General features: G+C 62.5%; 11 protein-coding genes. 7 read left to right on the top strand and 4 right to left on the bottom strand.

The window, feature by feature from the left end:
• Positions 1-302: 302 nt before the first annotated feature.
• Together FJ548_RS28240 and dnaE are read left to right on the top strand one after the other, a co-directional pair.
• Positions 303-2,315: an acetyl/propionyl/methylcrotonyl-CoA carboxylase subunit alpha gene (locus FJ548_RS28240; RefSeq protein ID WP_140779606.1), complete on the top strand. Its 2,013-nt coding sequence runs from the start codon at positions 303-305 to the stop codon at positions 2,313-2,315.
• Between the two features lie 184 nt (positions 2,316-2,499).
• Complete coding sequence (gene dnaE, locus FJ548_RS28245; protein ID WP_181168936.1) at positions 2,500-5,970, top strand: DNA polymerase III subunit alpha; 3,471 nt, start codon at positions 2,500-2,502, stop codon at positions 5,968-5,970.
• 136 nt (positions 5,971-6,106) lie between these two features.
• On the opposite strand, the gene FJ548_RS28250 is transcribed toward dnaE, so the two are convergent.
• Positions 6,107-6,988 (bottom strand): DMT family transporter, encoded by an 882-nt coding sequence (locus tag FJ548_RS28250; RefSeq protein WP_140767031.1) that lies wholly within the window; start codon positions 6,986-6,988, stop codon positions 6,107-6,109.
• Between the two features lie 178 nt (positions 6,989-7,166).
• Here FJ548_RS28250 and FJ548_RS28255 point away from each other — a divergent pair, with 178 nt between their 5' ends.
• Positions 7,167-7,673, top strand: coding sequence for a hypothetical protein (locus FJ548_RS28255; RefSeq protein ID WP_140779608.1), 507 nt, complete (start codon positions 7,167-7,169; stop codon positions 7,671-7,673).
• A 59-nt stretch (positions 7,674-7,732) separates the two neighbouring features.
• On the opposite strand, the gene FJ548_RS28260 is transcribed toward FJ548_RS28255, so the two are convergent.
• Positions 7,733-9,061, bottom strand: a complete 1,329-nt coding sequence (locus tag FJ548_RS28260; protein WP_140779609.1) for a DNA polymerase IV — start codon at positions 9,059-9,061, stop codon at positions 7,733-7,735.
• 65 nt (positions 9,062-9,126) lie between these two features.
• Between FJ548_RS28260 and FJ548_RS28265 the strand changes: the two genes are divergently transcribed.
• Both FJ548_RS28265 and FJ548_RS28270 read left to right on the top strand, forming a co-directional pair.
• A complete protein-coding gene (locus tag FJ548_RS28265) occupies positions 9,127-9,708 on the top strand; it encodes a GNAT family N-acetyltransferase (protein ID WP_140779610.1) in 582 nt (193 codons plus the stop codon).
• Positions 9,709-9,801: 93 nt separating this feature from the next.
• Positions 9,802-11,361 (top strand): hypothetical protein, encoded by a 1,560-nt coding sequence (locus tag FJ548_RS28270; protein ID WP_140779618.1) that lies wholly within the window; start codon positions 9,802-9,804, stop codon positions 11,359-11,361.
• A 49-nt stretch (positions 11,362-11,410) separates the two neighbouring features.
• Here FJ548_RS28270 and FJ548_RS28275 read toward each other — a convergent pair whose 3' ends face one another.
• Positions 11,411-12,064 carry a hypothetical protein gene (locus FJ548_RS28275; RefSeq protein ID WP_140779611.1) on the bottom strand — a complete coding sequence of 218 codons (654 nt, stop codon included), beginning with the start codon at positions 12,062-12,064 and terminating at the stop codon, positions 11,411-11,413.
• Positions 12,061-12,360, bottom strand: a complete 300-nt coding sequence (locus FJ548_RS28280; protein ID WP_140610111.1) for a DUF3572 domain-containing protein — start codon at positions 12,358-12,360, stop codon at positions 12,061-12,063. The genes FJ548_RS28275 and FJ548_RS28280 overlap by 4 nt, the downstream gene beginning before the upstream one ends.
• A gap of 238 nt (positions 12,361-12,598) precedes the next feature.
• Here FJ548_RS28280 and FJ548_RS28285 point away from each other — a divergent pair, with 238 nt between their 5' ends.
• Positions 12,599-12,976 (top strand): response regulator, encoded by a 378-nt coding sequence (locus FJ548_RS28285; protein ID WP_280113136.1) that lies wholly within the window; start codon positions 12,599-12,601, stop codon positions 12,974-12,976.
• A gap of 33 nt (positions 12,977-13,009) precedes the next feature.
• Complete coding sequence (locus FJ548_RS28290) at positions 13,010-14,383, top strand: PleD family two-component system response regulator (protein ID WP_140610110.1); 1,374 nt, start codon at positions 13,010-13,012, stop codon at positions 14,381-14,383.
• The last annotated feature ends 205 nt before the right edge of the window (positions 14,384-14,588 follow it).

A 14,588-nucleotide genomic window follows, 5' to 3' on the forward strand; every position in this document is an offset into this window, starting at 1 on the left:
GCCTTGATCTCGACCAGCACCTCGCCGGGCTGAGGACCGTCGAGGTCGACCTCCATGATCTCCAGCGGCTTTCCGGCGGCGACGGCGACAGCGGCGCGCGTTTTCATCAGGCAATTCCTCCAAAGGCGATTTTTGCGCACGCTTTCAGGTTTTGCCTCGACGATCAACTGCTAGCTGGTTGCACACTTGGGCCAGCACGCGGAATTTTATTCCCTAACCGATTGAAAGGCAGCGATTGACCCACCCGGCTTGACCGCGCCAGCACAGGTCATAAAAGGAACGGCCGACCGAGGGATATCCGCATGTTCACCAAGATCCTGATCGCCAATCGTGGCGAGATCGCCTGCCGCGTCATCAAGACGGCACGCAAGATGGGCATTGCTACGGTCGCCGTCTATTCCGATGCCGATCGCGATGCCGTGCACGTCGAGATGGCCGACGAGGCGGTGCATATCGGTCCGGCACCCGCCGCGCAGAGCTACCTCGTCCCTGAAAAGATCATCGCCGCCTGCAAGCAGACCGGCGCCCAGGCAGTGCATCCGGGCTATGGCTTCCTGTCCGAAAGGGCTGCCTTCTGCGAGGCGCTGGAGAAGGAAGGCATCGTCTTCATCGGTCCCAAGCCGAAGGCGATCAAGGCGATGGGCGACAAGATCGAATCGAAGAAGTTCGCCAACGCCGCCAAGGTTTCGACGGTGCCGGGCTGGCTCGGCGTCATCGAGAATGCCGACCACGCGGAGAAGATCGCCGGCGAAATCGGCTATCCCGTGATGATCAAGGCCTCGGCCGGCGGCGGCGGCAAGGGCATGCGCATCGCCTGGAACCAGTCGGAAGTGCGCGACGGGTTCGACCGGGCCCGCTCCGAGGCCAAGAGCTCGTTCGGCGACGACCGTGTTTTCATCGAAAAGTTCGTCGTCGACCCGCGTCATATCGAGATCCAGGTTCTGGCCGACGCGCATGGCAACGCGCTCTACCTCGGCGAACGCGAATGTTCGATCCAGCGCCGCAACCAGAAGGTGGCGGAGGAGGCGCCGTCGCCATTCCTCGATGCCAAGACGCGCAAGGCAATGGGCGAACAGTCGGTGGCGCTGGCCAGGGCCGTCGACTATCAGAGCGCCGGCACGGTCGAGTTCATCGTCGACAAGGACAAGAACTTCTATTTCCTCGAAATGAATACACGATTGCAGGTCGAGCATCCGGTGACGGAGCTCGTCGCTGGCATCGATCTGGTCGAGCAGATGATCCGCGTCGCCGCCGGCGAGAAGCTTGCTTTGAAGCAGAGCGATATCAAACTGAACGGCTGGGCGGTGGAGAGCCGGCTCTACGCCGAGGATCCCTATCGCAATTTCCTGCCCTCGATCGGCCGACTGACACGCTACCGGCCGCCGGAGGAAGGACAGTTCGGCGATGTCGTCATCCGCAACGACACCGGCGTCACCGAGGGCTCGGAGATCTCGATGTTCTACGATCCGATGCTCGCCAAGCTGTGCACCTGGGCGCCGACACGCATCGAGGCGATCGATGCCATGTCGGAAGCGCTCGACAGCTTTGTCGTCGACGGCATCGAGCACAACATTCCGTTCCTGGCGGCACTGATGCAGCATCCGCGCTGGCGGGAGGGGGCGATATCGACCGGGTTCATCGCCGAGGAATATCCCGATGGGTTCGCCCCCATCGTTCCGGACAGCGAGGAAAAGGCCGTCCTGGCCGCGATCGCCACCGCCGTGGAACTGCTGCGCCGCGACCGGCTGGACCGATTGGGTGGCCGCCTAGCACCGCATTCGGGAGCGCTCAAGCGCGACTGGGTGGTGAAGATCGGCGAAGATTATCTGTCGGCGTCCATCCTCGAGGGCATGATTTCCATTCCGATGGAAATCGATCTGTCGGTCGACGGCGGCAAGGCGCTGACCGTGTCGTCCGACTGGCGGCCGGGCGACCTGATCTGGCGCGGCACGGTCGGCACGCGCGAGGTCATCGCCCAGATCCGGCCGGTTGCAAACGGTCTTCGCATCGCCTGGAAAGGCATGTCGGTGGCCGCGCGGGCGATGCTGCCCCGCACCGCGGAACTGGAAAAACTGATGCCGGAGAAGGTGGCGCCGGACACGTCGAAGCTGCTGCTCTGCCCGATGCCTGGCCTCGTCGTGTCGATCGCCGTTACCGAGGGCCAGGAGGTCAAGGCCGGCGAGACCTTGGCCGTTGTCGAGGCGATGAAGATGGAAAACGTGTTGCGCGCCGAACGCGACCTCGTCGTGTCGAGACTCAACGCCAAGCCGGGCGACAGCTTGGCTGTCGACGCGGTGATCATGGAATTCGCCTGAGAGACTGAGGCGAACCGGGCAGGGCGGCTGAAGCTGTGGCCGACGGTCGTTTGTGCTGGACTGGTATCGCCCGGTCCCGGACAATACATTTGCATCGACTCAAGTCTTATGGGCAGCACGAGAAACCATGGCGGATGAAAGACTTCCACGCGACCCCCTGAAGCGTGAAGCCGCGATTGCGGCCATGCCGCCGAAGGCGCCCGTGCGGCCGTTCGTCCATCTGCGTGTGCATTCGGCCTATTCGCTGCTCGAGGGCGCGCTTCAGCTTGGCAAGATCGTCGGCCATGCGCTGAAAGACGAAGCCCCGGCGATCGCCGTCACCGACACCAACAATCTGTTCGGCGCGCTGGAGTTCGCGCAGAAGGCGGTCAAGGACGGCATCCAGCCGATCATCGGCTGCCAGATCGCGCTCGCCTTTTCCGGCGAAAACAGCGACGGCCAGCGCGACCGACGGCGACAGGGCCCGGAGATGCGGCCGGTCGTCCTGATCGCGGCGACCGAAGCTGGCTATTCCAATTTGGTCAGGCTTGTCAGCCGCGTCTACCTGGAAACGCCACCCGGCGAAGCCGTGCACCTGACCACCGGGATGCTGGAGGGGCAGGCTGATGGGCTGATCTGCCTCAGCGGCGGACCACGCGGCCCGATCGGCAGCGCCTTGAAGGAAGATCGCCGCGATCTTGCCGAGACGCGGCTTTTGACGCTCAAGGCGATGTTCGGCGACCGCCTCTATGTCGAACTGGAACGGGTTGCCGGCTACGACCGGATGATCGAACATTCGACGATCGATCTCGCCTATGCGCACGAGCTTCCCCTTGTCGCCACCAACGAGGCGTTTTTCTCATCGCGCGACGATTATGAGGCGCATGACGCGCTGATTGCCATTGCCGAGGGCTCCGTCGTCGCCGTCGACACCCGCCGCCGGCTGTCGCCGGACAATTTCCTGCGCAGCCAGGCGGATATGGCGCAATTGTTCGCCGATCTGCCGGAAGCGATCGACAACACGGTCGAAATCGCGCTGCGCTGCTCCTACTACCCAAAAAACCGCAGCCCGATCCTGCCGCGCTTCACCGGCGGCGACAGTGCCGACAAGGACGCGGCCGAAAAGGCCGAGGCCGCCGAGCTCGCCCGGCAGGCGCGAGAGGGGCTCGACGCGCGCCTTGCCCTGCATGGACCGACCCCGGGCTACACGGTCGAGCAATATCGCGAGCGGCTCGAATTCGAGCTCGGCATCATCGAGAAGATGAAGTTCCCCGGCTACTTCCTGATCGTTGCCGACTTCATCAAATGGGCCAAGGCACAGGGCATTCCGGTCGGTCCGGGCCGTGGTTCGGGCGCAGGCTCGCTGGTTGCCTATTCCACCACCATCACAGACATTGATCCGCTGCGTTTCTCCTTGCTGTTCGAGCGCTTCCTCAATCCGGATCGCGTCTCGATGCCCGACTTCGACATCGACTTCTGCCAGGATCGCCGCGAAGAGGTGATCCGCTATGTCCAGCAGAAATACGGCCGCGACCAGGTCGGCCAGATCATCACCTTCGGTACGCTGCAGGCCCGGGCCGTGCTGCGCGACGTCGGCCGCGTGTTGCAGATGCCCTACGGCCAGGTCGACAAGCTGTCCAAGATGGTGCCGCAGAACCCGGCCAATCCGGTCAAGCTCGCCGATGCGATCGCCAACGAGCCGCGCTTTGCCGAGGAGGCCGAGAAGGAGCCGATCGTCCAGACGCTGCTCGACATGGCGCAGAAGCTGGAAGGGCTCTATCGCCACGCCTCGACGCACGCCGCCGGCATCGTCATCGGCGACCGCCCGCTATCGGAACTGGTGCCGATGTACCGTGATCCGCGCTCCGACATGCCTGTCACCCAGTTCAACATGAAATATGTCGAGCAGGCCGGGCTGGTGAAGTTCGACTTCCTCGGCCTGAAAACGCTGACGGTGCTGGAGACGGCGGTGAAACTGATCCGCCGCCGCGGCATCGACATCGATCTTGCGACAATCCCGCTCGATGATCCCGACACCTACGCCATGCTGTCGCGGGGCGAGGTCGTCGGCGTTTTCCAGGTTGAAAGTGCCGGCATGCGCAAGGCGCTGATCGGCATGCGGCCCGACTGCATCGAGGACATCATCGCGCTGGTCGCGCTCTATCGCCCCGGCCCGATGGAGAACATCCCGACCTACAACGCCAGAAAGCATGGCGAGGAGGAGATGGCGTCGATCCATCCCAAGATCGACCATCTGGTGAAGGAGACACAAGGCGTCATCGTCTATCAGGAACAGGTGATGCAGATCGCGCAGGAACTGTCGGGCTATTCGCTCGGCGAGGCCGACCTTCTGCGCCGCGCCATGGGCAAGAAGATCCGTGCCGAGATGGACAAGCAGCGCGAGCGCTTCGTCTCGGGTGCTGTCGAGCGCGGCGTTGCCAAGCCGCAGGCCGACTTCATTTTCGATCTGCTGGCCAAGTTCGCCGACTATGGTTTCAACAAGTCGCACGCCGCCGCCTATGCCGTGGTCTCCTATCAGACGGCCTATCTCAAGGCGCATTATCCGGTCGAGTTCCTGGCGGCGTCGATGACGCTCGACATGGGCAATACCGATAAGCTGGCCGACTTCCGCCAGGATGCGCTGCGCCTCGGCATCGAGGTGCTGGCGCCGTCGGTGATGACGAGTTTCCGTCCCTTCGAGGTCGGCGAGAACCGCATCTATTATTCGATGGCGGCGCTCAAGGGCGTCGGCGACGCGGCAGTCGAACATATCGTTGCCGTGCGAGGTGAAAAGCCGTTCAAGAACCTTGCCGATTTCTGCGAACGGGTCGACCCGAAGATCGTCGGCAAGCGCGTTTTCGAAAGCCTGATCATGGCCGGTGCGCTCGACTGCTTTGGCCACGACCGCGCCCAGATGATGGCTGGCGTCGAACGGATGATGGGGCTGGCTTCACTTGCCCAGCAGAACGCCGTTTCCGGCCAGGCCGATATTTTCGGCGCTTCGTTGGGCGCACAGTCGCAGGCGCTCAACCTGCCGGCAACGGATCCGTGGCTTGCCGCCGACCGGCTGCACCGCGAATTCCAGGTCGTCGGCTTCTATCTCTCGGCTCATCCGCTCGACGAGTACAAGGCGGCGCTGCAGAAGATGCGGGTGCAGACCTGGGGCGAGTTCTCGGCCGCCGTCAAGCGGGGCGCCACCGCCGGCCGGCTTGCCGGCACGGTGACGACCAAGCAGGAGCGCAAGACACGCACCGGCAACAAAATGGGCGTGGTGCAGTTCTCCGACACGTCGGGGCAGTACGAGGCCGTGCTGTTTTCGGAAGGATTGGCCCAGTTTCGCGACTTCCTGGAGCCCGGCCGCTCCGTCGTCATCCAGGTCGCCGCCGAGGACAGGCCCGAGGGCGTCAATTTGCGCATCAATTCCGTGCAATCGCTGGAAGACGAGGCAAGCCGCATCCAGAAGGCGCTGCGCATTTTCGTCAGGAACGAAGGACCGGCCTCGATGATTCAATCCCAGCTTACCCAGCGCGGTGATAGCCAGGTGAGCATTATCGTGATCAAGGAAGAGGCGCAGGGCGAGGTCGAGATAGCCTTGCAGGGCGGCTACCGCGTCTCGCCACAGATCGCTTCGGCGATGCGCGCGGTGCCGGGCGTGGTCGAAGTGGAACTGGTGTGATCGCCGCCTTTGCCAGGCGGCCACCCATCGGGCGGCATCCGCCGCTTATATCACAGTGATCGGTAAGAAGGCCGCGGACAAGTTCCATCGAGAGACCGTTCCGCACTGGCGCGGCTGCGCCAGGAGGCTGATCGGCCTACGATGCCGCCACTTCAGCCGGCTGTATCGGTTTGCGCTGCAGATTGAGCAGGTTTCCCATCAGGATGAGCAGCGCACCGCCCGCGGTGAAGGCGTCGATCTGCTCGCTATAGAGCAGCCAGCCAACCAGTGCCGACAAGGGGACGCGCAGGAAATCCATGGGCGAAATGACGGTGGCGTCGGCGTAAGTGAGCGCGCGGGCCATGCAGAAATGCGACGACATGCCGGTGAAAGCGATCAGCAGGATCCATGGCCAGAGTTCGAGCTGTGGAGTGCGCCACACGTAAAGCGCCGGGAGGAAGCCGAGCACCGACTGGATGATCAGCATCCAGAAAATGATGCGCACGACACTGTCCGTGCGCGTCAGGGATTTGACGAGAACCAGCGAGACGCCGAAACAGACCGCGGCTCCCAGCACGACCAGATGCCCCGGATCGATGGCGTCGACACCGGGACGGACGATGATCACCACGCCGATCAGCCCCAGCACGACCGCCGCAAGCTTGGGGCGGTTCAGCCTTTCGCCAAGGAAGGTCACGGCCAGGATTGCCGTCCAGATCGGCGTCGTGAATTCGATCGAGATCAGCACCGCCAGCGGGATCAGCGTCAGCGCGTACAGCCACGCCGCCTGACCGCTGTAGTGGACGACATTGCGGGCGATATGGGCGAGGGGACGCTGCGTGCGCATTGCCGCAAATCCGCCTGTCGTCATCACCAGCGGCAACAGGATGAAAAAGCCGATCACCGAACGCAGTTCCAGCACCTGGAAGACGTTGAGCTCGGCTGTCGTGGCGCGGCCAGCGACCGACATCGCCAGGAACGAGGCAATCGACAGCGCCATCCAGAACGCGGCCTTGGGGATCGAAGGGGTGGGTGCCATGTCAGCTATCTCGCAGGCGATGGCTGACGGAGCAATCGCTAGCCGCCCCATTCTTCTGGTCCAGTTGCGGTGGTGCCGGTCCGAAACGGTCGCGTCGTAGACGGAACTTGATGCCGGAAGGGGCGTTGAGACGTGGGGTTCACCTGATGGATGACCACACCTGAGGAGGAGAGCTTCGATGATGTCATCAGCGCGATTTGTGCTTTGCTGGTGCCTGCTGGTCGCTACCAATGCGGCATATGCGGACGAAGGCAAATTTCTCCAGTCCTTTAAGGGGAATTTCGCCGGCAAGGGGGCTGTCCAGGTGACGACAGAGGCACCGACCGTCAGCGTTTCTTGCACATTCAAATCGGATTCGACATCATCCTCGTTGTCGCTCGACGGCAACTGCCGCGGGCTTATCCTGATGAGCCGCGCCATCAGCGCGCATCTGAAAACCAGTGGCACCAGATACAGTGGCGTCTATGTGGGATCGCGCACTGGTCCGGCGCAGCTCAACGGCAGCCACTCCGGCAATGCGATCAATCTCGCTATCCGCTGGGCCAAGCCGGTCAATGGCAACAGCGTTTCGCAATTGACCGTGGAGAAAAAAGGCACCGACGGCATTCTGTTGACCGTCACCGACCACGATCCCAAAACCGGCAAGAACGTGGTGACCAGTCGCATCGATCTGAAGCGCACCTGACGGGTGCGTTGGATATTCAGGTGGTGTCTGACCTGAATCTCTATACATCATATGCAGCGTCAGTCCTCGAACGGCTCCGGCGGGTGGGCATCGCGACCCCTGCCGAATGTATACCCGGTTTCCACCGCCTTGCGGCCAAACTTGTCGCGTAGCGCGTCGATGGCGCCTTCAGCCATGGCGCGCTTGCGCGACTGGAGGTCGACGAGGTCAGGCGGGTCGGCCTTGTCGTCGTCGGAAAGGTCGCTGACGCCGATGCCGAGCAGCCGGTATTTCGTGCCGTCCGCTTCCCTGCGCAAAAGGTCCACGCCGGTCGAAAAGATGCGGTCCGCGAGCCTTGTCGGGTCGCCGAGCTGGCGGTTGCGGGTGCGCAGTTTGAAATCCTGGGTCTTCAGTTTCAGCACCACGGTGCGGCCGGCGATGCCTGACTTTTTCAGCCGCGCCGAGACCTTTTCCGAAAGGCCCCTCAGCACCGAGACCAGTTCTTCCAGCGATGCGATGTCGGTGTCGAAGGTGGTTTCGGCCGATACGCTCTTGGCGTCCTGGTCAGGGTCGACGCGGCGGACGTCCTCTCCGCGCGAAAGCCGGTAGAGCCGGTCACCCATTGAACCATAGCGGCGCATCAAGTCGCCGCGCTCCATCCTTTGAAGCTGGCCAATGGTGCGGATGCCGTCGCGCTCCAGCGTGGCGTTGAACGCCTTGCCGACTCCCCAGATCATGCTCACCGGCTGCGGCGCCAGGAAGCCAACCGCCTCGGCCTCGCCGATGACCGAGAAGCCGCGCGGCTTGCGGAAATCCGACGCGATCTTGGCGAGGAACTTGCAGTAGGAGAGACCGGCCGAAACCGTGATGCCGATCTCCTTCTCGACGGCCTGCGCAAAGCGCGCCAGCACCACCGCCGGCGGCAGACCGTGCAACCGCTCGGTGCCGGCGAGGTCGAGAAATGCCTCGTCGATCGACAGCGGCTCGACCAATGGCGTCAGCGCCTGCATCATGGCGCGCACTTCGCGGCCGACACGCACATATTTTTCCATGTTGGGCGGGATCACGACGGCCTCGGGGCAGGCCTCGAGCGCCTTGAACATCGGCATGGCGGAGCGCACGCCCCGGATGCGGGCAATGTAGCATGCGGTGGAGACCACCCCGCGCTTGCCGCCGCCTATGATCAGCGGCTTATCCTTGAGCGCCGGGTTGTCCCGCTTTTCGATCGCCGCGTAGAAGGCATCGCAGTCGATATGGGCCAGATGCAGCCGATAGAGCTCCGGGTGGCGGGCAAGACGGGGGCTGCCGCAGCCCTCGCAGCGGCGCGTTTCGCTGCGCTGAAACGTCAGGCAGTCACGGCAAAAACCGTAATCGGGATTGTTGACAGGGGCCGCCATCGCTGCGAACATAAAGAGAACAGAGGCAATGGTACGACAGTGCAGGGCCAGCGACAAGCTTGGCCTGGGGAGAACGTATGAGCACGATCATAGTACCGCTGACGCCAGAGCTCTGGCCTGAATTCGAGGACCTTTTCGGCAAGCAAGGCGCCTGTTACGGCTGCTGGTGCACGCATTTCCGGCTGGCGCCGGCGGCGCGGCGCGAGAGCAGCCGCGAACGCAACAAGGACCACATAAAGGCGCGCATCGAGGCCGGCCCGCCCCCCGGCCTGCTGGCCTTCGAGGATGGTAAGGCGGTTGGGTGGATGCAGATCGGACCGCGCGCCGACGTGCCCGAATGGAACAACAAGGGCAGGGGCTCGGCACCGATCGATCCCGCCGATGCTTCCGATCCGGCCGTTTGGGCGATCTCCTGCTTTTTCATTCGCGCCAAGGCGCGAGGACGGGGCATTACGCATCGCCTCGTCGAGGGCGGCATCGATTTCGCCCGCAGAAGCGGGGCACGCCTTGTCGAGGCTTGCCCGATCGACCTGTCCCGCGATTCGCGCTCGATCGGGCTGTTCGTCGGCTCGTCGCGCGTGTTCGAAAAGGCCGGGTTCGAGAGGCTCGTCGAGCGCAAAGCTGGCCGGCCATTGATGCGACTGGTGTTGGGCGCCTGAATATCGCTGTCTTGCAGTTGTGATTGTATTTCCCTACCAGAAGTACGAACAGATTTTTGCCTTTCGACCAAACGGAGAGTTGCCGTGACCCGTATGTTGCCAGTTGCCCTTACCGCGCTCCTGCTCAGCGCGCCCGCTTTCGGCCAGACCGTCGACAGCCAAGGCGCGAAGCAATTGTCCGATGACCTGTCCCGCTATGTTGGTAAACAGGCGCTCGACAAAGGCATCTTGAAGGTTTCGGTCGAAGGTAACGCCTACAAGATCGTTTTTGATTTCAAGGCTCTGGCCGGGACATTTCCCGACCAGAAGCTGGTGAAATTCGACTTTGCGCCCTACGCCCTGCTGGTCAAGCCGCGCAGTGACGGATCCTGGGATGTCTCTTTGGATTTCTCGCAAAGCGCATCTTTCGAGTTCAATGGGCCCGAGGGGCTGCAAAGCACACAGTTTTCGATCAAGGACGGTAAGGGCAGCGGCGTCTACGATCCGAAACTGGCCGCCTTTACCAGCGGCGCCAGCTCGATCGCGAGCATGACGATGGCATCGAAGGACGCCAAGCAGCAGATCGACATGAGCGCCGGCGCGGGCACCGCGACCCTGTCCGCGACCAAGGCGGCCAATGGCGGCGTCGATTTCACGACGTCGCAAAAGATTTCGAGCTTCGTCGAAGCGATAAAATACAATGATCCCGAGAGCGGGCTGAATTTTCCGGTCACGATAAAGTCGCCGGAATTGTCGGTGGAAGCCAGTGGCAAGGGCGTGCAGACCAAGCCGCTGCTCGACCTCCTGGCATTTGCCGTGGCCAATGAAGACGAGAAGACGCTGAAGGCAAACCAGGCGCAACTCAAGTCGCTTCTGCTCGCCGCGCTTCCGGTATGGGAGCGCATCGATGGCACGTATAGCTTCAAGGATTTCGCGGTCGACAGCCCGATCGGCACTTTCGGGGCGACCCAACTCAGCGCCGCTTTCGGTACCGACGGCGTCTCCCAGAACGGCAAGATCAGCTATGGCATCAAGGCTTCAGGGCTGACCGTGCCGCAGCAGCTTTTGCCAAGCTGGAGCGTGGCGCTGCTGCCCACCGATATCGACCTGAATTTCGGCGGCGCGAACATCGATCTCGACAGCATGGCGAAGAAGGCTATCGAAGCCTTTGATCTCAATCACAAACCGCCGTTGTCGGCGGAATTCGGCGACCAGCTCAAGGCCGACTTCCTGGCCAAGACGCCGAAGGTCGTTATCGATCACAGCACCGTCAAGAACAAAGACATGGAGATCGCGCTGGAAGGCGAGATGACAAGCTTCGGCCAGAAACCCGACGCGAGTCTCACTGTCGATGTCGCCGGCTTCGACAAGATCATGGCGCATCTGCAGGAGGCGGCAAAGGCGCAGCCGGAGATCGGGCAGTACGTGCCTGTCGCTCTCATGGCGAAGGGTTTTGCCAAAACGCTGCCGGATGGCAAGTTGGAGTGGGTTATCAACACCAAGGCTGACGGCTCGGTCGCTGTCAACGGTGTCGTGCTGAAGCCTGCCGATCCCGCAGTGGGCGATAGCGTCGATGACGGTAACGGCGCGGACGATGGCAACGGCGACGATAGTGGCGGTAGCGATAATGGCGGTAACGACAATGGCGGATCAGGGGCGAAACTGAACCCTTGAGGGTTCAACCCTCGATCCCGAAACCAAAGTCACTTTTGGGCGATTTGCCTTAGAACCCCAGCGCGCCCGCGATCTTCGGCCCGGCTTCGCGCCAGTCCTGGACGACGATGACATCGCCCGGGACTGGCGGCAGGAACGCACGCAGCGAATTGTCGGCCATCAGGTGGAAGAGATTTGCGTCGCCGACCGATTCCCGCACCGACGCCAGATTGTGCGGCTGATCGTCGACGAAGACCACCGGCCTGCGGCTGCTGCCGCGCAGCCTCGCCACCGCTGGTCCCTTGGCCATTTCAGTGGTCAGCAGCGGATAGTTTAGCCCCAGGGCATCGAGATGGGCGCGGCGCACGGCACGATGCTTGTGCGGCATGGCCGTCAGCATGACGATCTCGGCGTTGTCGCCAAGTCTTGCCAAAGCTTCCACGGCACCGTCGGTGATGCTCTGCCAATCGGCTTGCGCATCGAGGAAATCGCCCAGAAGTGCCGTGACTTCCGGCTGTTCGATCAGGCGGCCGCTGGCCGTTTCGGCGATATTGCCGGTCAGCCGGAAGGACGCCAGTGTCAGGCCATAGCCGCGCGCCTTGAGGAAATGCGGAAAGGGGCGGATGAATTCGAGCACGACGTCGTCGACGTCGAGCACCAGCAGCGGCCGGTCGTCGGCCGCCAGTTCCTCGATCTGGCGCGCGGTCTCTGGATCATCGCTCATATGGAACGCTCATGATTGTCGTCGCCGAGCGGCAAGGCGCGCAACGCCTTGCCCACGGCTGCCGGCGGCGTGCCGGTTTCCTCGGCAAAGCGCATCAGGGTCGGCTCGTGGGCGAGAATGAACTGCAGGACGCCAGCCAGGAATCCCGGCTCGCCGGCGGCCTTTCGGATTGAATGCGCCTCTATTCCGGTGATCGCCAGAAAACGCGGCAACAGCTCCGGATCGGAGGCAACGAAGCCCAGCGCCTTCACGGCAAGCGTTTCCGCCTCTTCGCGCATTGACGCCGCGTTTGCCATCACTACCTTCGGTATGCGGAATGAGTCTCTTTCGCAGTAATGGCAAGAGTTGTTTGCGGCAAGCTTTTAGAACGCGGCGCGCCTTTTCGACGCGCGGGAAGACGGGTGGAAATCGCGCTGCTTTGCAGCCATAGGTTTCCGTTTCGTCAATCAAATTGCCGTATAGTGAAGCAGGGTTTGGTGCGCTCAAGGAAGAACGCATGACGGCTGCCTTCGAGCGGAGGGCGACCGGGACGGGATGTCGATGCCGAAGAAGGTCATGATCGTCGAGGACAATGAGCTCAATATGAAGCTCTTTCGGGACCTCATCGAAGCAAGCGGCTACGAGACGGTGCGTACTCGCAATGGTCTGGAGGCGCTCGACCTTGCCCGCAAGCATCGGCCGGATCTCATCCTGATGGACATCCAGTTGCCCGAAGTGTCGGGTCTGGAGGTGACCAAATGGCTGAAGGAAGACGACGACCTGCACGTCATCCCGGTCATCGCGGTGACTGCCTTCGCGATGAAAGGCGATGAGGAGCGCATCCGCCAGGGTGGCTGCGAGGCTTACATCTCGAAGCCGATCTCCGTGCCGCGTTTCATCGAAACCATCAAATCCTATCTGGGCGATGCCTGACATGCCTTTCCAGCCGAGCCGGAGCCTTGTGAAATGACCGCGCGGATCCTCGTCGTCGACGACATCCCTGCCAATGTGAGGCTGCTGGAGGTCCGGCTGCTGGCCGAATATTTCGAGGTACTGACTGCCACCAACGGGCCCGATGCGATCGAGACCTGCGAGAACGGCAAGGTCGACGTGGTGTTGCTGGACGTCATGATGCCCGACATGGATGGGTTCGAGGTCTGCCGAAGGCTGAAAAGCGATCCGGCGACGTCGCACATACCGGTGGTGATGATCACCGCGCTCGACCAGGTGTCCGACCGCGTGCGCGGGCTGGAAGCCGGCGCTGACGACTTCCTGACCAAGCCCGTCAACGACCTGCAGCTGATGACGCGGGTCAAGAGCCTGGTCAGGTTGAAGTCTCTGACCGACGAGCTCAGGCTGCGCGCTTCGACGACCCGCAACATCGGCATCGAAGAGTTGCTCAGCCGCAATTTCGCATCCGAGGACGCGACGCCAAAAGTGCTTTTGATCGACGAGCGCAAATCGTCGGTCGAGCGCATCGAGAAGATGCTGCGCGACCGTGCCGACCTTGACGTCACCGCCGATCCGCACGCCGGTTTCTTCCAGGCCGCCGAGACACCCTACGAATGCGTGATGATCTCGACAGCCTTCGCCGATTTCGATCCGCTCAGGCTCTGCTCGCAGTTGCGCTCGCTCGACCGAACCCGTTTCGTGCCGATCATTCTGCTGGCGGAAGAGGGCGAGGAGGAGCGCATCATCCGCGGCCTCGAACTCGGCATCAACGATTATCTGATGCGGCCGATCGACCAGCAGGAACTGACGGCACGGCTGCGCACCCAGGTGCGCCGCAAGCGCTACAACGACCAATTGCGCGCCAGCGTCACCCAGACCATCGAGATGGCGGTGACGGACGGCCTGACCGGGCTGCACAACCGCCGCTATCTCGACAGCCATCTGCAGACGCTGTTCGACCGCGCCGTGGCGCGGCGCCGGCCGCTGTCGGTGATGATCACCGATCTCGACCGCTTCAAGTCGATCAATGACGCGCACGGCCACGATGGCGGCGACGAGGTGCTGCGGGAATTCGCGCGGCGGCTGCGCAAGAACGTCCGCGGCATCGACCTCGCCTGCCGGTTTGGCGGCGAGGAGTTCGTGGTGGTCATGCCGGACACCGACGGCGCGGTGGCCGAGAAGGTGGCCGAACGCATCCGCGCCGAAATCGCCCAAAAACCGTTCGCCATCGGTGCCGACGGCAAAACCATCGAGGTCACCGTCAGTGTTGGCGTGTCGTCGGTTCTGAAGGGCGTGGATACGGTGGCGGCTCTGATGAAGCGCGCTGATCTCGCGCTCTATGAAGCCAAGAGTGGCGGCCGCAACCGCGTCGTCGCCAAGGCGGCGTAACGGCCCAGGCTCGATTATCCATGCGCTCCCGACAGGGTTACCCGTTTACCTTAATCCAAGCGATTCGCGAGCCTTGGTTAAGAAAGTGTTGATTTTCATAAGCTCTTGCGCAACTGTGCTGGTCAAGACGAAGCCGGCACGAGGGTAGGTAGCCGGCTCGATCTCTCGAATACCCCATGATGCTCAGGTCCGCCGCATCTCCTGG

Source organism: Mesorhizobium sp. B2-4-17 (assembly GCF_006441275.1).
Taxonomy (GTDB): domain Bacteria; phylum Pseudomonadota; class Alphaproteobacteria; order Rhizobiales; family Rhizobiaceae; genus Mesorhizobium.

Excerpts from the sequence above, each read along its gene's own strand:
- FJ548_RS28280 (WP_140610111.1), bottom strand. The coding sequence starts at position 12,360 with ATGGCAAACGCGGCGTCAATGCGCGAAGAGGCGGAAACGCTTGCCGTG.
- FJ548_RS28260 (WP_140779609.1), bottom strand. The coding sequence starts at position 9,061 with ATGTTCGCAGCGATGGCGGCCCCTGTCAACAATCCCGATTACGGTTTT.
- FJ548_RS28255 (WP_140779608.1), top strand. The coding sequence starts at position 7,167 with ATGATGTCATCAGCGCGATTTGTGCTTTGCTGGTGCCTGCTGGTCGCT.
- FJ548_RS28270 (WP_140779618.1), top strand. The coding sequence starts at position 9,802 with ATGTTGCCAGTTGCCCTTACCGCGCTCCTGCTCAGCGCGCCCGCTTTC.
- FJ548_RS28250 (WP_140767031.1), bottom strand. The coding sequence starts at position 6,988 with ATGGCACCCACCCCTTCGATCCCCAAGGCCGCGTTCTGGATGGCGCTG.
- dnaE (WP_181168936.1), top strand. The coding sequence starts at position 2,500 with ATGCCGCCGAAGGCGCCCGTGCGGCCGTTCGTCCATCTGCGTGTGCAT.
- FJ548_RS28290 (WP_140610110.1), top strand. The coding sequence starts at position 13,010 with ATGACCGCGCGGATCCTCGTCGTCGACGACATCCCTGCCAATGTGAGG.
- FJ548_RS28275 (WP_140779611.1), bottom strand. The coding sequence starts at position 12,064 with ATGAGCGATGATCCAGAGACCGCGCGCCAGATCGAGGAACTGGCGGCC.
- FJ548_RS28285 (WP_280113136.1), top strand. The coding sequence starts at position 12,599 with ATGTCGATGCCGAAGAAGGTCATGATCGTCGAGGACAATGAGCTCAAT.
- FJ548_RS28265 (WP_140779610.1), top strand. The coding sequence starts at position 9,127 with ATGAGCACGATCATAGTACCGCTGACGCCAGAGCTCTGGCCTGAATTC.
- FJ548_RS28240 (WP_140779606.1), top strand. The coding sequence starts at position 303 with ATGTTCACCAAGATCCTGATCGCCAATCGTGGCGAGATCGCCTGCCGC.